17 protein-coding genes are annotated in these 17,685 nt (G+C 70.3%); 12 read left to right on the top strand and 5 right to left on the bottom strand.

Annotation, left to right across the window (positions count from 1 at the left end):
• Nucleotides 1–94: 94 nt before the first annotated feature.
• Nucleotides 95–679, top strand: coding sequence for a DJ-1/PfpI family protein (locus tag BW39_RS14305; RefSeq protein WP_012202930.1), 585 nt, complete (start codon nucleotides 95–97; stop codon nucleotides 677–679).
• Between the two features lie 29 nt (nucleotides 680–708).
• On the opposite strand, the gene BW39_RS14310 is transcribed toward BW39_RS14305, so the two are convergent.
• Nucleotides 709–1,569: a DMT family transporter gene (locus BW39_RS14310; protein WP_012202929.1), complete on the bottom strand. Its 861-nt coding sequence runs from the start codon at nucleotides 1,567–1,569 to the stop codon at nucleotides 709–711.
• Between the two features lie 94 nt (nucleotides 1,570–1,663).
• Between BW39_RS14310 and BW39_RS14315 the strand changes: the two genes are divergently transcribed.
• Complete coding sequence (locus tag BW39_RS14315) at nucleotides 1,664–2,560, top strand: LysR family transcriptional regulator (protein ID WP_043822509.1); 897 nt, start codon at nucleotides 1,664–1,666, stop codon at nucleotides 2,558–2,560.
• Nucleotides 2,561–2,563: 3 nt separating this feature from the next.
• Here BW39_RS14315 and BW39_RS14320 read toward each other — a convergent pair whose 3' ends face one another.
• Entirely contained in the window at nucleotides 2,564–3,475 is a 912-nt protein-coding gene (locus BW39_RS14320) for a LysR substrate-binding domain-containing protein (RefSeq protein ID WP_043822511.1), read from the bottom strand.
• Nucleotides 3,476–3,571: 96 nt separating this feature from the next.
• On the opposite strand from BW39_RS14320, the gene BW39_RS14325 reads away from it, so the two are divergent.
• Nucleotides 3,572–4,378, top strand: a complete 807-nt coding sequence (locus tag BW39_RS14325) for an aminotransferase class IV family protein (protein ID WP_043822544.1) — start codon at nucleotides 3,572–3,574, stop codon at nucleotides 4,376–4,378.
• A gap of 63 nt (nucleotides 4,379–4,441) precedes the next feature.
• Here the strand turns inward: BW39_RS14325 and trxA are convergent, their stop codons facing one another.
• On the bottom strand, nucleotides 4,442–5,398 hold the full coding sequence (gene trxA / locus BW39_RS14330) for a thioredoxin (protein ID WP_043822514.1): 957 nt from the start codon (nucleotides 5,396–5,398) through the stop codon (nucleotides 4,442–4,444).
• Nucleotides 5,399–5,673: 275 nt separating this feature from the next.
• Between trxA and BW39_RS14335 the strand changes: the two genes are divergently transcribed.
• The 5 genes from BW39_RS14335 to BW39_RS14355 all read left to right on the top strand — a co-directional run bounded on the left by BW39_RS14335 (nucleotide 5,674) and on the right by BW39_RS14355 (nucleotide 10,796).
• A complete protein-coding gene (locus tag BW39_RS14335) occupies nucleotides 5,674–6,660 on the top strand; it encodes an ABC transporter ATP-binding protein (protein ID WP_043822516.1) in 987 nt (328 codons plus the stop codon).
• Nucleotides 6,657–8,045: a hypothetical protein gene (locus BW39_RS14340; RefSeq protein WP_043822519.1), complete on the top strand. Its 1,389-nt coding sequence runs from the start codon at nucleotides 6,657–6,659 to the stop codon at nucleotides 8,043–8,045. The genes BW39_RS14335 and BW39_RS14340 overlap by 4 nt, the downstream gene beginning before the upstream one ends.
• An 83-nt stretch (nucleotides 8,046–8,128) precedes the next feature.
• Nucleotides 8,129–8,626 (top strand): 5-(carboxyamino)imidazole ribonucleotide mutase, encoded by a 498-nt coding sequence (gene purE, locus BW39_RS14345; RefSeq protein WP_012202922.1) that lies wholly within the window; start codon nucleotides 8,129–8,131, stop codon nucleotides 8,624–8,626.
• A complete protein-coding gene (locus BW39_RS14350; protein ID WP_043822521.1) occupies nucleotides 8,623–9,786 on the top strand; it encodes a 5-(carboxyamino)imidazole ribonucleotide synthase in 1,164 nt (387 codons plus the stop codon). Before purE ends, BW39_RS14350 begins: the two co-directional genes overlap by 4 nt.
• A gap of 11 nt (nucleotides 9,787–9,797) precedes the next feature.
• Nucleotides 9,798–10,796, top strand: a complete 999-nt coding sequence (locus BW39_RS14355; RefSeq protein ID WP_043822523.1) for an L-threonylcarbamoyladenylate synthase — start codon at nucleotides 9,798–9,800, stop codon at nucleotides 10,794–10,796.
• A 15-nt stretch (nucleotides 10,797–10,811) separates the two neighbouring features.
• Here the strand turns inward: BW39_RS14355 and BW39_RS14360 are convergent, their stop codons facing one another.
• Entirely contained in the window at nucleotides 10,812–11,708 is an 897-nt protein-coding gene (locus BW39_RS14360) for a MurR/RpiR family transcriptional regulator (protein WP_034389901.1), read from the bottom strand.
• A 100-nt stretch (nucleotides 11,709–11,808) separates the two neighbouring features.
• On the opposite strand from BW39_RS14360, the gene BW39_RS14365 reads away from it, so the two are divergent.
• The 4 genes from BW39_RS14365 to BW39_RS14380 are packed head-to-tail and all read left to right on the top strand — an operon-like array spanning nucleotide 11,809 to nucleotide 16,669.
• Complete coding sequence (locus tag BW39_RS14365) at nucleotides 11,809–13,782, top strand: bifunctional 5-dehydro-2-deoxygluconokinase/5-dehydro-2-deoxyphosphogluconate aldolase (RefSeq protein ID WP_043822524.1); 1,974 nt, start codon at nucleotides 11,809–11,811, stop codon at nucleotides 13,780–13,782.
• A complete protein-coding gene (iolB, locus tag BW39_RS14370) occupies nucleotides 13,779–14,582 on the top strand; it encodes a 5-deoxy-glucuronate isomerase (protein WP_043822526.1) in 804 nt (267 codons plus the stop codon). Before BW39_RS14365 ends, iolB begins: the two co-directional genes overlap by 4 nt.
• Before the next feature lie 44 nt (nucleotides 14,583–14,626).
• Nucleotides 14,627–15,646, top strand: a complete 1,020-nt coding sequence (locus BW39_RS14375) for a Bug family tripartite tricarboxylate transporter substrate binding protein (RefSeq protein ID WP_081816209.1) — start codon at nucleotides 14,627–14,629, stop codon at nucleotides 15,644–15,646.
• A 42-nt stretch (nucleotides 15,647–15,688) separates the two neighbouring features.
• Complete coding sequence (locus tag BW39_RS14380) at nucleotides 15,689–16,669, top strand: tripartite tricarboxylate transporter substrate binding protein (protein ID WP_043822529.1); 981 nt, start codon at nucleotides 15,689–15,691, stop codon at nucleotides 16,667–16,669.
• A 13-nt stretch (nucleotides 16,670–16,682) separates the two neighbouring features.
• On the opposite strand, the gene BW39_RS14385 is transcribed toward BW39_RS14380, so the two are convergent.
• A complete protein-coding gene (locus tag BW39_RS14385; protein WP_043822545.1) occupies nucleotides 16,683–17,657 on the bottom strand; it encodes a LysR family transcriptional regulator in 975 nt (324 codons plus the stop codon).
• Between the last annotated feature and the right edge of the window lie 28 nt (nucleotides 17,658–17,685).

Genomic DNA, 17,685 nt, shown 5'->3' on the forward strand with positions numbered 1-17,685 from the left:
GTTGCGGGCCTGCGTTTTTGCAGCCGGTCATGCCTGCGTCACCGACGCTGCCACAATGTTCGCTTCCTCTGACTTTTTCTGAAGGAGCAAGCACATGGCTGGCAAGAAGATTCTGATGATCTGTGGCGACTACTGCGAGGACTACGAAACCATGGTCCCCTTCCAGGCCCTGCAGGCCGTGGGACACACGGTGCATGCGGTCTGCCCCGACAAGAAGGCCGGGGAACACATCAAGACGGCCATCCATGATTTCGAGGGCGCGCAGACCTATAGCGAGAAGCCCGGCCACAACTTCACGCTCAACGCCAGCTTCGCCGACATCAAGCCCGAGCAGTACGACGCCCTGGTGATCCCCGGTGGACGCGGCCCCGAGTACCTGCGCAACTACGACGCCGTGCGCGCCGCCGTGCGCCACTTCTTCGACAACAACAAGCCCGTGGCCGCCGTCTGCCATGGCGCCCAGCTGCTGGCCGGAGCCGGCGTGCTCAAGGGCCGCACCTGCTCGGCCTACCCGGCCTGCCGTGCCGAGGTCGAGCTGGCCGGCGGCACCTATGCCGACATCGGCGTGGACCAGGCGCATACCGAAGGCAACCTGGTCAGCGCCCCCGCCTGGCCCGCACACCCGGCCTGGATCGCCCAGTTCCTGACGCTCCTGGGCACGCGCATCAGCCACGGCTGAGCACGCAGCGGACGTTGGCGCCGGGCGGCTCAACCGCCCCAGCGCACCAGCACGATGCCGCCGAAGACCAGGGCCGAGGCCAGCATGCGCACGCGGCCCAGGCGCTCGCGCATCAGCCAGGCGGCAATCCAGCCCGCAAACAGCACGCTGCTTTCACGCAGCGCAGACACCAGCCCCATGGGCGCCTGCGACAGCGCCCAGGTCGCCATCCAGCTGGCACTCAGCTGCATGGCGGCGGCCAGGGCGCACAGGCGCCAGGTGCGTGCATCGGCACGCAGCACGGCGGGGCCGCGCCGCCAGGCGACGATCAGCACCGTGGCCAGGCCATCGCCCAGCGTGAGCAAGGCCGCATAGAGCAGCGCGGAACCGGATGCGCGCGCACCCAGCCCGTCGATGACCGTATAGCAGGCAATCATGGCGCCCGTGGCCAGCGCATAGCCGCTGCCGCCATAACCGCTGGCCGCGCCGCTGCGCACCGACAGCGCCAGCACGCCCAGCGACAGGCACAGCACGCCGGCCAGCCCGGTCGCGCCCGGCCACTCACCGGCCAGCAGCGCCGCGCCCAGCGTGACGAACAGTGGCGCACTGCCCCGCGCCACGGGGTAGACCACGCCGAACTCGCCATGCTGGTAGGCGCGCGGCAGCACGAAGTGATAGACGGTGTGCACGGCCACCGAGGCCGCCAGCCACCACCACACCGATGCGTCCCACAACCCCGCCGCGCGCCAGTCCAGCCAGGGCAGCACCAGCAGCGACCACAGGCTGGCCAGCCCCGTGGTCAGCGCCATGGCGACCATCTTGTCGCCGCCCAGCTTGATGGCGCTGTTCCATCCCGCATTCATCAGCGCGGCCCCCAGGGCCGCGGCCAGCACCGCATTGCTCAATTCCATTCCATGGCCTCGCTCTTGATACGGGACGGGATGATGGATTCGCACCCAGATTAGATAAAGTCGAATCTTCGGAACATCATCTTCAGGAAACCTGATGCGACGCCTGAACCTTGACCAGCTCCAGACCCTGGTGGCCGTGGCCGACCTGGGCACGCTGGCTGCCGCCGCCCAGGCCCTTCACCTGTCGCCGCCAGCCGTCAGCCTGCATATCCAGGAGCTGGAAGCGCGCCTGGACACCCCCCTGCTGGTGCGCGGCAAGCGACAGGCGCAGCTGACGCCCGCAGGCGCTCTGCTGGTCGAAGGCGGACGCCGCCTGCTGGCCGACAGCGAGGCCCTGCTGCGCCAGGTGCGCAAGCGTGCCGAGGGCTTTGGCGCCAGCGTGCGCATAGGCGCCTCGGCCGGCGTCAGCCCCTTGCTTTTGCCCGAACTGCTGCAATGGCTGGCAGAGCACGCGCCCGGCGTGGAACTGCGCCTGGAAGTCGTGAGTTCCGCCCAGGCCATGCAGCGCCTGGCGACTGGCCACCTGGACCTGGCCCTGGTCGGGCTGCCCCAGCCCGTGCCTTCCGGCCTGGAAATGCGCGCCTGGCGCAACGACCCCATGGAGCTGTTCGCCCCGCCGCAGATGCCGCTGCCCGACCAGATCACGCCCGAATGGCTCAACGCCCAGCCCTGGATAGGCTTTGCCGCCGGCACCCAGATGCACCGCCTGCTGTCCCAATGGTTCGCCCAGGCGGGCCTGCTGCCGCAGCCCCGCATGGAAATGAGCTTTCCCGAAGGCATACGCGCCCTGGTCGCCGCCGGCCACGGCCCCACGGTCCTGCCGCGCGAGGAGCCCATGGACGCCGTCAGCCGCACGCTGCAGCAGCGCGGACTCAGCCCCGCACTGAAACGCCCGCTGGGGCTGGCCTGCCGCAGCGCCGCGCAACAAGACCCGGCCGTGCAGGCCGTGGTGCGCGGGTTGATGCGATTTGCCGATCCCGAACGGCAGTAGGCGCTACAGCCCGGCCTCCTGCAGCACCCACGCACGCAGCGCCTCGATTGCCGGCTGGCCCTGGCTGCGCCGGGGGTAGAGCAGGTGGTAGGCGTAGGCCGGGCCCAGGCCCACGGCGATGTCGAACAGGCGCACCAGGCGGCCGCGGGCCAGGTCTTCGGCCACCAGGTCCTGCTCGACCAGGCCCACGGCGCCGCCGTCCAGCACGGCCTGCACGACGTGGCTGGAGTCGGTGAAGGCGATGCAGCGGCCTGCGTCCAGGCCCTCCACGCCGGCCGCCGCCATCCACATCGGCCAGTTCGGCCAGACCTGGCCGTCCACCCTGCAATCGACATGGCACAGCGTGTGCGCCAGCAGATCAACGGGCCGGGCCAGCGGCGGGCCGGACTGCAGCAGGGCCGGGCTGCAGACGGGGATCACCCTGGCATCGAACAGGCGCACCGCCAGGGTGTGCGGATCACGGCCGGTGCCGAAGCGGATGGCGGCGTCGATGTCATCGGCGTCGAAGTCGCGCACCTGGTCGCAGATGTCGAAGCTCAGTTCGATCTGCGGATGCGCGGCGCGAAAGCGCGGCAGCCGGGGCAGCAGCCACTGCGTGGCAAAGCGCGCGCCCAGCGACAGGCGCAGCCGCGTCTCGCCCCGGGCCAGCTGGCGCGCCCGGCCGGTGGCGCGCCGCAGCAGGCCCAGCGCCTCGGCCGTGGCCTCCAGCAGCACGCTGCCTGCGGGCGTGAGCTGCATGCTGCGGCTGTTGCGCGTGAAGAGGACGAGGCCCAGCTGTTCCTCCATCTCCTTGATCTGGTGGCTGACCGCCGCCGGGGTCAGCCCCAGTTCGTCGGCCGCGCGCGTGAAGTTCAGGTGGCGCCCTGCAGCCTCGAAGCTGCGCAGGGCGCGTGTGCCGGGTGGAAGCTGGCGCATGGATCTTCAAATTTTTCTTGATGAAGTGCCGAATACTACTTGCTTCCTCTTTTGGGACTGCCATCGAACAATCAAGAAAACTTGATGGATGAACCCATGGAAACCGCCTCCTTCTTCACCAGCCTTATCGATGGGCAGCCCGCTACGGCGGCCGAACTCGCCGCCCTGGCCTTTGCCGGCCATGCCCATTTCACGGCCATGCAGGTGCGCGGCGGCAGGCTGCGCGGGCTGGACCTGCATCTGCAGCGTCTGCGCCAGGCCTCGCTGGAGCTGTACGGCCAGGCCTTGTCCGATGACCATGTCCAGGCGCAGCTGCGGGCGGCGCTTGCCGGTGGTCCGCAGGATGTGTCGCTGACCGCCACGGTGTACTCGCCTGCCGGGGAATTCACGGCCGCCGATGCGCGGCCGCGCATGCTGGTGCGCACCTCGGCACCTGCCTCGGGCCCCGCCGGGCCCTTGAGCCTGGCGCTGTTCGAGCATGAGCGCATGCTGCCCCACCTCAAGCATGTGGGCGAGGTGGCCAAGACGCACCTGCTGCGCCGCGCCGTGGCCCAGGGCTTTGACGACGCCGCCTTTGCCGACCGCCACGGCCGCATTGGCGAGGCCACCATCTGGAACCTGGCCTTCTGGGATGGAGATGCCGTGGTCTGGCCGCGCGCCCAGGTGCTGCCGGGCACGACCGAGTCCATGCTGCGGCGCCAGTTGCAGCGCCTGGGCGTGGCGCAGCGCCAGGCCGTGCTGACCCGGGCCGACCTGCCATCCCTGGCCGGCGCCGTGGTGATGAATTCGTGGTCCCCGGGCATTCCGGTCAGGCGCCTGGCCGATGTGCATCTGCCCGATGCGCCCGGCTTCGTGCAGTTGCTGCACCGCGCGCATGCGGCCGAGGAACCGGTTGCCCCCTGAGTCCTCGCCATGAAAAAAGGGAGCCGCAAGGCTCCCCGTCTCTTCACCCGTGCAGCGCCGGTCTCAGTTCAGCGCCATGCTGAGCTTGCGGCGGTAGCTGTTGACCAGTTGCGTGGCTTCGTCCTGCTCGGCGCTAGCCTTGCCCAGCAGCTCGATGCCGCCGCTGCTCTTGCCGGGGATGGCGTCCTGCTTCTTGGGCTTCGGGGGCGTGAGCAGCTCCAGGATGCCCACGTAGAGTTTGCGCGCGGCCTGGCCGTTCCAATCCTTGTCGCGCATGATGATTTCCAGCAGTTCGTCCATGCTGGCTGCCCATTGGCCTTCGGCGGCCAGGGCCCGGGCCTTGCCGAAGCGGGTGTCGAAGTCGCGCTTGTTCTGCGCAATGACGGCATCGAACTGCGCAAACTCCCAGTTGCCACGCTCGTCGTTGTGCACGAACAGCATGCACTGCAGCCACTGGTTGAGCGCCTCGAAGCGCGTGGCCTGGGGAATGCGCTTGAGCGGCTCGGCCAGCAGGGCGCCGGCCTCTTCGTAGCCGCCCGTGGCGATCAGCAGGCGCACGTAGTCGAAGCGCGCATCGTCGTTGGCCGGGTCGGCGGCCAGGGCGTCGGCCAGCTTTTGCAGGGCGGCCTGGGTGTCGCCGGCTTCCAGCAACTGGTGGGCCTCGTCGGCTTCGGCCTCGGCGGCCAGCTCGCCTTCGGAGGGCAGGTGCTTGTCGAGGAACTCGCGCAGCTTGCCTTCGGGCTGGGCGCCCATGAAGCCGTCCACGGGGCGGCCGCCCATCATCAGAATGCAGGTCGGGATGGAGCGGATGCCGAACATGCCGGCCAGTTGCTGCTCCTGGTCGGAGTCGATCTTGACCAGCTTGAAGCGGCCTTCGTAGGCCACTTCGAGCTTTTCCAGGATGGGGCCCAGCGTCTTGCACGGGCCGCACCAGGGCGCCCAGAAGTCGACGAGCACCGGCACCTGCATGGAGGCGGCGACGACTTCGGCTTCGAAATTCTCAATGGTGACATCAATCATGTGATCAGACCCTGTGGCAAGGCGCGCGGCCAGGGCGCGCGGACTGTGGCGGTTCGGAGTTCGGCGGCCGAATGCCTCCGATGCGGACCGTGTGATTCTCCAGCAATTCCAAGGCCCAGGGCGTGAACGCCATGGGCGGCAGCCACCCCAGATGGGAGCAGGCTGCGCGCATTTCAAGCCGCCCGGCCGAGGGCGCGGCGCGGCAGCGCTGGGCTATATTGGCGCGCTGTGCCGCCATTGCGGCCTGCCATCAACGCAATGAGGGAGGGCTCGCCTTGATCAAGGTTTCGCAGCTGGTGTTCGAGTACCCCGGCCACCGCGCGCTCGATGGCGTCAGCGTCCATATCGCCGCAGGCACCGTCACGGCCCTGGTGGGGCCCAACGGCGCCGGCAAATCCACGCTGATGCGCTGCATCGCCGGGCTGGACCAGCCGCTGTCGGGCCAGGTCGAGGTGCATGGCATTGCCGTGCAGGAGCAGCCCCGCGAAGTGCACCGGCACCTGGGCTATCTGTCGGATTTCTTCGGCCTCTATGACCGCCTGAGCGTGCGGCGCTGCCTGCAGTACGCGGCCCTGTCCATGGGCGTGCCCCCGTCCGAGGCGCCGCAGCGCGTGGCGCACGTGGCCGGGCAGCTGGGCCTGGCCGATCTGCTGGAGCGCCTGCCCACCGAGCTGTCTCGCGGCCAGCGCCAGCGCGTGGCCATCGGCCAGGCCATCGTCCACCAGCCGCGCGTGCTGCTGCTGGACGAGCCGGCCAGCGGCCTGGACCCCGAGGCCCGCGCCAGCCTGTCCCAGCTGATGCGGGCGCTGCAGGCCCAGGGCATGACCCTGATCGTCTCCAGCCACATCCTCAGCGAACTCGACGAGTACTGCACCCACATCCTGAGCCTGCGCGGCGGCCGCGTGGAAAGCCACGAGGCCCTGCACGGCGGCATTCAGGCGCCGGCCGCCGGCGGCGATGTGCCGCTGGCGCTGTACGCGCTGGAGCTGGCACCGCCCCCGGGTGCCTCGGCCGGGTCGCTGGCACGGCAGCTGCACCAGGTCGTTCCCGACACCCCCGTGCCGCAGCCCGATGACCAGGGCCTGGTGCATCTGCAGCTGTGGCTGCCCGCCCTGCCGCGCGAACGCGCCGATCTGCTGGCCCGTCTGGTCGGCGCCGGCCTGCCCGTGGCCAGCCTGGCGCCTGTGCGCGAGCGCCTGCAGGACCGCTACGCACGCGGCCTGCAGGCCGCAGCCCCCCTCACCCCTGCGGAGCAGCCATGACGCACAACCCCGAATTCCAGCGCCAGCTCTGGCTCAACTGGCGGCCCGCCCAACTGGGCTGGAGCCTGCTGCTCACCGCCTTGCTGCTGGCCACGCCAATGGTCCTGGTCCAGCCCGAAGACCGCCTGCATGCCCTGCTGGTCGCCGCCCTGATCGGCATGTGGATCGCCGCGGCCGGCCTGGGCAGCGTGCTGGCCGGGCGCGGCCTCAACGAAGAGGCGCACCAGCACACCTGGGACTGGCAGCGCCTGTCGGCCCTGACGCCCTGGCAGATGGCCTGGGGCAAGCTGCTGGGCGCTCCGCTGGCGGCCTGGCTGTACATGCTGTGGTGCGCGCTGGCCGTGCTGGCCACCTCGGCGGGCCAGCCGGGCGGGCTGGCCTGGGGCGTGCACGCCGTGCTGCAGGCCGTGCTGTGGGGCGTGGCCCTGCAGGCCTGGAGCATGCACTCCGTGCTCATGGGCTGGGGGCCGAAGGAGCAGCCCGCGCGCCGCATCCGCTTCGTGCTGGTGCCGCTGCTGTTCGTGATGGTACTGCCCGGACCCATCCTGGGCCGGTTGACCGAGCAGTTGGGCCGCGAAGAAGGCCGCCCTGTGCTGTGGTGGTCCGTGCCGCTGCACGGGCGCGGCGCCATCTACCTGTTCGGCGCCATCGCGCTGGGGCTGGGCCTGCTGGCCCTGTGGCGGCTGCTGTGCACGCGGCTGGATGTGCGCACCCTGCCCTGGGCCTGGCCGCTGGGCCTGTGCGTGGCGGGCCTGGCCTTTGGAGGCATGCACCTCGATGCAATGCAGTTGCAGGACCCCGGCCCGGCCTCTTTCTTCGCTTGGACCACCGGGCTGGCGCTGGCGGGCACGGCCTATGTCTGCCTGCACGGCATGGACGAGGGCCTGCGCAGCTGGCGCCAGGTGCAGTGGTGCGTGCTGCAGGGGCGCTGGCGTGGCGCGCTCGAAGCGCTGCCGCTGTGGCCCGTGAGCTGGCTGCTGGCCGTGCTGGCCTGCGCGCTGTGGCTGCTGTGGCCCGCGGGCGGCCAGCCCATGGTGCCGGGCGCGGCCCAACTGGCGGCGCTGGCCACGGCGCAGTTGCTGCGCGATGCCGCGCTGGCCACGGGCTTTTCCCTGCTGGCCGGGCGCATCAAGTCGCCGCTGGCCGCGTTTGCCGTCACCTGGCTGCTGGTCAATATCGTGCTGCCGCTGCTGGCCTTTGGCCTGGCCGGGGCCGATGCCGCCGTGCTGGCCCAGCCGCTGGCAGCCGGCCTGACAAAGCCCGTCACCAGTGGAATGTGGCTGTCGCTGGCCGTGCAGATGGGGCTGGCCCTGGCCTGGCTGGCCCATGTGTTTCGCCAGCGCGTGCTGGGTTTTGCGCGCGAGCAGCACACGGCTGTGCGGTGATTTGCAGGGGGATGCGGGCCGATCCGGACTAAAAAAGTAAAATCGCGGGTTCCACTAGGCCGGGCCGCAGGCGCCCTCACGACATGAACTCCATCCAGATCGGTGTGGTCATGGGCTCCAGCAGCGACTGGGAGACCATGCAGCACGCAGTTGCCATTCTTCAGCAATTTGGCATCGCCCATGAAGCCCAGGTCGTCTCGGCCCACCGCATGCCCGACGACATGTTCGCCTACGCCGAGGCCGCTGCCGGCCGTGGCCTGAAGGCCATCATCGCGGGTGCGGGGGGCGCTGCCCACCTGCCCGGCATGATCGCCGCCAAGACCGTGGTGCCCGTGCTCGGCGTGCCCGTAGCCAGCCGCCACCTGCAGGGCGTGGACTCGCTGCACTCCATCGTGCAGATGCCAAAGGGCGTGCCCGTGGCCACCTTCGCCATCGGCGCGGCCGGTGCGGCCAACGCGGCCCTCTTCGCCGTGGCCCTGCTGGCCAATGAGGACCCGGCCCTGCGCACCAGGCTCGAAGCCTTCCGCGCCGAGCAGACCGCCGCAGCGCGCGCGATGACGCTTCCCCCGGTGGCCGTATGAGCGCAGATGTGATCCTGCCGGGCGCCACGCTGGGCGTGCTGGGTGGCGGCCAGCTGGGCCGCATGTTCGTGCAATCGGCCCAGGCCATGGGCTATTTCACGGCCGTGCTCGACGCCGACCCGACCAGCCCTGCCGGCCTGGTCAGCCACCACCACATCCGTACCGGCTACGAAGACCCGCAGGGTCTGGCCGAACTGGCGCGCCTGTCGGCCGCCGTCACCACCGAATTCGAGAACGTGCCCGCCGCGGCGCTGAACCTGCTGGCCGCCCAGCGGCCGGTCTCGCCGGCTGGCTCCTCCGTGGCCATTGCCCAGGACCGCGCCCAGGAAAAGGCCCACTTCGTGCGCTGCGGCGTGCCCTGCGCGCCCTACGCGGTGATCGAGACGCCCGCCCAGCTGGCCGCCGTGCACGCCAGCCTGCTGCCCGGCATCCTCAAGACCGCCCGCATGGGCTACGACGGCAAGGGCCAGGTGCGCGTGAAGAACGCCGCCGAGCTGGCCACCGCCTGGGAGCAACTGGGCCGCGTGGCCTGCGTGCTGGAAAAAATGCTGCCGCTGGCCCATGAATGCTCGGTCATCGTGGCGCGCGGCCGTGACGGCTCCATGGTCAACCTGCCCGTGCAGCGCAATCTGCACCGCGAAGGCATCCTCTCCGTCACCGAGGTCTACGAAGGCAACCTGCCGCAGGCCCAGGTCGAGCAGGCGCTGGCCGCCGCACGTTCCGTGGCCGATGGCCTGGACTACGTGGGCGTGCTCTGCGTCGAATTCTTCGTGCTGCAGGACGGCATGCTCGTGGTCAACGAGATCGCGCCGCGCCCGCACAACAGCGGTCACTACAGCCAGAACGCCTGCGATGTCTCGCAGTTCGAGCTGCAGGTGCGCTGCATGACCGGCCTGCCGCTGACGCAGCCGCGCCAGCACAGCCCATCCATCATGCTGAACCTGCTGGGCGACCTGTGGTTCAAGGACGGCGAACAGGCCAAGGCGCCGGCCTGGGACCAGGTCCTGGCCCTGCCCGGCTGTCACCTGCACCTGTACGGCAAGCACGACGCCAAGCGCGGCCGCAAGATGGGCCACCTGAACGTCACCGGACCCACGCCCGAAGCGGTGCGCGCTGTGGCGCTGCAGGCCGCTGCCATCTTGGGGCTGGAGCCGTTCTGAAGGCCCGCGCGATGATTCTCGATGGAACGCTGGCGGCCTCTGTCCAGGCCGCCGCACAGGCGCTGCAGCGCGGCGAACTGCTGGGCCTGCCCACGGAAACCGTCTACGGCCTCGCGGCCGACGCCGACAACGACGCGGCCGTCGCGCAGATCTTCACCGCCAAGGGCAGGCCGCCCAACCATCCGCTCATCGTGCATGTGGCCGACAGCGGCGCCATTACGCGCTATGCGCGTGAAGTGCCGCTGTTCGCGCAGCAGCTGATCGACGCCTTCTGGCCCGGCCCGCTGACCCTGATCCTGCCGCGCCTGCCCCAGGCCGCCCGGGCCTCGACCGGCGGCCAGGACAGCGTGGGCCTGCGCTGCCCCTCCCATCCCGTCGCCCATGCCGTGCTGGCCGCCTGCCAGCAGCTGCAGCCGCCCGTCTGGGGCGTGTCGGCGCCCAGCGCCAACAAGTTCGGCCGCGTCAGCCCCACCACGGCAGCCCATGTGGCCAGCGAGTTCGGCGACACGCTGCTGGTGCTGGACGGCGGCGCCTGCGAAGTGGGGATTGAATCGACCATCGTGGACTGCACGCGCGGCGTGCCCGTGCTGCTGCGCCCCGGCGCCATCACGCGCGACGATATCGAGCGCGCCTGCGGCCAGCGCCCCCTGTCCAAGGAAGAGCTGCAGGAGAACACGCCACGCGCCTCCGGCACCCTGCTGGCCCACTACGCGCCCAACGCCCAGGTGCGCCTCATGGACGCAAAGCAGCTGCAGGCCGGGCTGGACGTGCTGGGCGCCGACGCCAGGAACCTGGCCGTCTACCACCGCACACCGCTGCGCACCGCCTCGCGCGCCGTCACGCTGCGCGCCATGCCCGCCGACGCCGCCGCCACCGCGCGCGAGCTGTTCGGCGCCCTGCGCGACTTCGATGAAGTCGGCGCCAGGCTGATCTGGATCGAGACCCCGCCCGACACGCCGGACTGGGAAGGCGTGCGCGACCGGCTGCTGCGCGCGGCGGCGGCCGGATAACACCAACACCCTCTTCTAAGGCTTGCGGGAAGGCTCGTACGCCAGCTCCATCCGGTAGGCCAGCGCCAGGAACAGCGACTGCGCCAGGGTCAGCGTGCTGGTCAGGGAGCGAAAGCCGAAGGTGGCTGCGTCCTGTGCCAGCAGGGTGACGGTGGCGCGGGATGCCAGGGGGCTGAGCTGGCTGTCGGTCAGCGCCAGCAGGCGCGCGCCGCGTGCCAGGGCCGCGTCCACCATTTCCAGCGTTTCGGGCGCATAGGGCTCGAAGGAGACGGCCAGCATCACGTCGCCGGGCGCCAGCGCGCGCAGCTCGCCCTTTTGCATGGCGCCCAGGCCGTGCAGCCAGTGCACGGGCTTTTCGGTGTGCTGCAGCGCATAGGCCAGGTAGGCGCCCACGGGGAAGGCCCGGCGCGAGGCGGCCAGCCACAGCGAGGGGGCATCCAGCATGAGGTCCACCGCCGCCTCGAACTGCTCGGGCGGCAGGCCGCGCTGCAGGGCCTGCAGGCTTTCGATGCTGCCTTCGATGACCTCGTGCGCCAGGCGCGCGCTGCTGCGTGGCTCGTTGCCCGAGGCGATCAGGCCCCGGATGCGGTCCTGGTAGTCATGCTGGGCCGAGAGCTGGCGCGCCGCATCGGCGCGGAACAGCGCCTGCAGTTCAGAGTACCCCGAGAACCCGAAATGCTTGGCAAAGCGCACCACGGCCGAAGGCTGCACGCCACATTGCTCGGCCGTGGCCTGGATGCCGTCGAAGGCCAGGCGATCGCCCTGCATTTCCACATGGCGGCCGATGGCCTTGAGCTGGCGGCTCAGGGCCTCGAAGCCTTCGCGCAGCACGGTGAGGAAGGCGGCGCGGTCGGCGTAGGGGCCGGCCAGCGAGGGGGCGCCTGCATCGCCAAGGGTTTTTCTATTTTTCATATATATGGAAAACTTTTTCTATTTCGATCTATGATCGCATGCACGCAACGATTATGGACAGGCCCGCACGCGGGTGTCCGCAACGCACAGGCCTAAGACGATGAGCATGCTGAACTTTCCCTCCGACCGGCCGCTGGACGTGGCCTGCCTGGGCCGACTGGCCGTGGACCTTTACGCGCAGCAGATCGGCTGCAGCCTGGAGGAGGCCAGCAGCTTTGCCAAGTACCTGGGCGGCTCCTCGGGCAACATGGCTTTCGGCACGGCGCGCCTGGGGCTGCGCTCGGCCATGATTTCGCGCGTGGGCGATGAACAAAATGGCCGCTTCCTGGTCGAGACGCTGCGCCGCGAGGGCTGCGACACCAGCCAGGTGCAGGTCGATGCCCAGCGCCTGACCGGCATGGTGCTGCTGGGCATCAAGGACCAGGAGACCTTCCCCCTGCTCTTCGCCCGCGAGAACTGCGCCGACATGGCCCTGGACGCCGAGGCCATCAGCGAGGCGTTCCTGGCCCGCTGCCGCTGCCTGGCCATCACGGGCACCCACCTGAGCGCACCCGGCGTGCTGGCCGCCAGCCGCAAGGCACTGGAGATGGCAGGCCGCCACGGCCTGGTGCGCGTGCTGGACATCGACTACCGGCCCGTGCTGTGGGGCCTGGCCTCGCGCGGCGACGGCGAGACGCGCTATGTGGCCAGCGCCGAGGTCAGCCGCAGGCTGCAGGCCGAGCTGGGCCAGTTCGAACTCATCATCGGCACCGAAGAGGAATGGCTGATCGCCGGCGGCGTGGAGGGCGACCTGATCGCCAGCCTGCGCCGCGTGCGCGAATGCAGCCGCGCCGTCTTCGTGGTCAAGCGCGGGCCGCTGGGCTGCTCGCTGATCGAGGGCGAGGTGCCCGATGCGATCGCCGATGCGCCCACGGTGCTGGGCGAGCGCGTGGAAGTGCTCAATGTGCTGGGCGCGGGCGATGCCTTTGCCTCGGGCCTGCTGTCCGGGCTGCTGCGCGGCAAGAGCCTGGAGGAATCTGCGGCGATTGCCAACGCCTGCGGCGCCATCGTGGTCTCGCGCCATGGCTGCGCGCCGGCCATGCCCACGCAGGCCGAGCTGGCGCACTGGTTCTCGGGCCACCGCCATCCGCGTCCCGACCAGGACCCCGAGCTGTCCCACCTGCACCGCGTCAGCCGGGCGCGGCCGCAGTGGCCCGCGCTGTGCGTGCTGGCCTATGACCACCGCAGCCAGTTCGACGATCTGGCGCGCGAGGCCGGCGCAGCGCCCGCGCGGCTGCGCCCGCTCAAGCGGCTGATCAACGAGGTGGTCGCCCAGGTCGAGCGCGATCCGGGCAACACGGGCCGCATGGGCGTGCTGATCGACGGCCGCCATCACCTGGGCGAGGCCGCGCTGCACGACGCCACGGGACGCGGCTGGTGGATAGGCCGGCCCATCGAGCTGCCGGGCTCGCGCCCGCTGCGCTTTGACGGCACGGACTCGCTGGCCTCCGAGCTGCTGCACTGGCCGCAAAGCCATACCGTCAAATGCCTGGTCTTCTACCACCCCGACGACACGCCCGCACTGCGCGCCGAGCAGGATGCCTGGCTGCAGCAGGTCTGGACCGCCACGCGCGCCAGCGGCCATGAATTGCTGCTGGAAGTGATCCCGCCAAAGGACACGCTGGCGCCCGATGACCGGGGCGAGGCCGTGCTGCGCGCCATACGCCATTTCTACGACCTGGGCCTCAAGCCCGAATGGTGGAAGGTCGGCACCATGGCGCGCGAGAACTGGGAGGCGCTGGATGCCCTGGTGAACGAACGCGACCCCTGGTGCCGGGGCGCCGTGATCCTGGGGCTGTCACAGCCCGTGGAGCAACTGGTGCAGGGCTTTGCCCAGGCGCGGGCGCCCGTGGTCAAGGGTTTCATGATCGGCCGCAGCGTCTGGGCCGGCCCGGCCCTGCAGTGGCTGCGCAACGAGCTGGACGACGCCGCGCTGCGCGATGCCGTCGCCGCCAACTTCCGCGCGCTGATCGCGGGCTGGGATGCCAGCCGCGTGGACGCGCGCCAGGACATCACCGAAGGAGCCGCGGCATGAGCCTTCTCGTCAAGGCCGCGCCCGGCCGCGTCGTCACCGACATCACGCCCGCCAGCGCGGGCTGGAAGCATATCCACTTCAAGGCCCTGCGGCTGCAGGCAGGCGAGGTGGAGGCACTGTCCACGGGACCGCTTGAATACTGCATCACCGTGCTCACCGGCCAGGTGGATGTGCAGGTCGGCAGCCAGGCGTTCAGCGCCCTGGGCAGCCGCGCCAGCGTGTTCGAAGAGAGTGCGCCCATGGCCGTCTACGTGCCGCCCGGCCAAAGCCTGCGCATCACGGCGCGCGGCCCGGCCGACATTGCCTTGAGCGCCGCACCCGCCACGGGCCGCCACGCCACGCGCGTGATCGCCCCCGAAAGCATGCGCCGCAGCGTGCGCGGCCAGGGCAGCAACACGCGCCATGTCTGCGACATCCTGCCCGAGACCGAGGCGGCCGAGTCCCTGCTGGTGGTCGAGGTCATCACGCCCGCGGGCAACTCGTCCAGCTATCCGCCGCACAAGCACGACAGCGCCGACCCCGCCGCGCCGGACGCCGAGACCGTGCTGGAGGAGACCTACTTCCACCTGCTCAACCCCAGCCAGGGCTTTGCCTTCCAGCGCGTCTACACCGATGACCGCAGCATCGACGAAGCCATGGCGGTGGAGCACCGCGACACCGTGATGGTGCCGCGCGGCTACCACCCCTGCGTGGCCCCGCACGGCTACGACCTCTACTACCTCAACACCATGGCCGGGCCCGAGCGGCGCTGGGCCTTCCGCAACGACCCCGCGCACGAATGGATGCTGCGGCCGCGCTGACGCACGGCGCAACAGACACCCATAAAAACCACCGGAGACAAAAAATGCTGTTCAACCCAATGGCCCTGCACCGCAAGGCCTGGCTTTCCTGCGCCCTGCTGACGCTGGGCATGGGCACCGCCCAGGGGCAATCCGCCCCAGCCCCGTCCTCCCAGAGTGCGCCAGCCTGGCCCACCCAGCCCGTCAAATGGGTGGTGCCCTACGCACCGGGCGGCACCACCGACGTGATCGCGCGCCAGCTGGCCGTGCAGATGGGCAAGGACCTGGGCCAGCCCGTGGTGGTGGACAACCGTCCCGGCGCGGCCAGCATCATCGGCGCCACGCTGATCGCACGCGCCCCGGCCGATGGCTACACGCTGGGCACGGCCGACTCGGGCACGCTGGCCTTCAACCCCGCCATGTATGCGCGCCTGAGCTATGACGCGGGCAAGGACTTCAGCTACATCGGCGGCCTGGGCCGCATGCCGCTGGTGCTGGCCGTGCACCCGTCCTTCCCTGCGAAGAACGTGCAGGAATTCCTGGCCATGGCGCGCAAGGAGCCGGGCGGCATCTCCTCGGCCTCGTCGGGGCCGGGCTCGCCGCTGCACGTGGCGCTGGAGCTGTTCAAGCAGCGCACGGGCACCCAGATCCTGCACGTGGCCTACAAGGGCTCGGCCCCGGCGCTGCAGGACCTCATGGCCGGCCAGATCCAGTCCATGTTCGTGGACCTGCCGCCCAGCATCTCGGCCATCCGTGCGGGCAAGCTGCGCGTGCTGGCCGTGGCCACGCCCCAGCGCCTGCCCATCCTGCCCGACGTGCCCACCATGGCCGAGGCCGGCGTGCCCGGCTTCGAAGCCTATGCCTGGCAGGGTTTCGTCGGCCCCGCCCACCTGAGCCCTGCGCTCACCGAGCGCCTGAACAAAAGCCTGGCCACCGCCCTGCGCCACCCCGAGACGCGTGCCAAGCTCGAAGAGATCGGCATACAGCCCATGGAGATGACGCCGCAGCAGTTCGCAGGCTTCGTGCGCTCGGAACAGGCGCTGTGGAGCGGCGTGATCAAGGCAGCCAACATCAAAATGGATTGAAGCGCAGACATCGCCACATAACAAAGATCCCGGAGACAAGCCATGACCCTCGCATCCCGCCGCCAATTCATCCACTCGCTGGCCGCCCTGGCCGCAACGCCGGCCCTGCCCGCCATGGCGCAGGCACCGGCCGGAGCCTGGCCCCAGCGCCCCATTGAACTCATCGTGCCCTTTGCCGCTGGCGGCGGCACCGACGTGCTGGCACGCGCGCTGGCCGAGGTGGCGCGCAAGCACCTGCCGCAGGACCTGATCGTGCTCAACCGCGCAGGCGCCAGCGGCGCCGTGGGCTGGACCGAACTGGCCAATGCCCGGCCGGATGGCTACAAGATCGGCATCATCACCGTCGAGCTGACCATGATCCCGCACATGGGGCTGACCAAGATCAGCTCCGACGCCCTGCTGCCCGTGGCCCGCCTGAATGCCGACCCCGCCACCATCGCCGTGCGTGCCGACTCGCCCTATCGCAGCATCGAGGAACTGATCGCCGCCGCGCGCAAGGACGAGGCAGCGGTGCGCATCGGCAACGCCGGCCCGGGCTCGCTGGGCCACCTGGCCGCCGCCGCGCTGCAGGACAAGGCGGGCGTGAAGTTCAACCACGCGCCCTACCGCGGCGCCAACCCTGCCGTGCTCGACCTGCTGGGCGGCCACATCGAGGCCGTGGCCGTCACGCCCGTGGAGGTGGCCACCTATGTGGCGGCCGGCAAGATCCGCCCGCTGGCCATCATGGCCGAGCAGCGCATACAGGCCGGCTGGGAAGCCGTGCCCACGCTCAAGGAGCGCGGCATCGACCTGCTCATCGGCGGCTGGCGCGGCCTGGCCGTGCCTCGCAACACGCCCGACGCCGTGGTCCAGACCCTGCGCAAGGCCATGGCCCTGACCCTCAAGGACCCCGTCTTGCGCGAAACCATGGCCAAGCAGAACATGGGCGAGGGCTACCTGGACCAGCCCGAATTCAAGGCCGTGATCGACCGCGACAACGCGGTGTTCAAGCAATTGGTGGACAAGCTGGGGATCAAGGCCTGAGGGGCAGCAGCCTTCACCGAATGAACCCCGCCGCAAACGACGCCCGCAGGAACTCCACGAACACCGCCACCGCGCGCGGCACGTGGCTGGCGTAGGGGCGTATCGCGAACAGGTGTTCGCCGAAGGCATCAACGGGCCGCCAGCCGGGCAGAACCTCGCGCAGATGGCCGGAGGCCAGGCCCGACTGGGCGCTGAAGTCGGGCACCAGGGCGATGCCCAGGCCTGCCATGGCGGCGTCGCGCAGCATTTCGCTGTTGTTGGCGGCAAAGCCGCCGGCCACGGGCACGACGGTGCGTACTGCGTCTGCACCGGCGTCTGCACCGGCGTCCGCACCGGCATAGGCGGGCACGAAGCTCCAGGCCATGGCGCCCTGGGTGCGCGGGTAGTGCAGACACTGGTGCGCGGCCAGGTCCTGCGGGGTGGCCGGGGTGCCGTGCGCGGCCAGGTAGTCCGTGCTGGCCACCAGCAGCGAGCGCGTGGGCGCCAGCGCCCAGGCCACATGGGTTTCAGGCGGGGTGGAGGCATGGCGCACGGCGATGTCGAAGCCCTCCATCGCCAGCGAGCGCAGGTGGTCAGACAGGTCCAGCTCCAGCCGGATCTGCGGATGGGCACGCAGGAAGGCCGGCAGCCGGGGCATGAGCTGCTGGCGCGAGAAGGCCACGGGCGCGGTCACGCGCAGCAGGCCGCGCGGCTCGGCCGCCAGGTCGCGCACGCCCGCAAAGCTGTCGGCGATGTGCTCGAAGGCGCCGCGCGTCTCGTCCACCAGGCGCTGGCCCGCTTCGGTCAGGCGCACGCTGCGCGTGGTGCGTGTGACCAGGGCCACGCCGGCCGCGCGCTCCAGCTCGGCCACGCGCTGGCTCATGGCCGCCTTGCTCACGCCCAGGCGCGCGGCGGCCGAGGTGAAGCTGCCTTGCTGCTCCAGCACGACCAGCCAGTGCAGGTGGCTCCACAAGGCCTCGGCCTTGGCATCGGGTTTTTCATTTGCCATGCAGAGATTGTTCAGCAAAATGAACAAT

This window comes from Delftia sp. RIT313 (assembly GCF_000632165.1).
In the GTDB taxonomy this organism is placed as follows: Bacteria; Pseudomonadota; Gammaproteobacteria; order Burkholderiales; family Burkholderiaceae_C; genus Comamonas; species Comamonas acidovorans.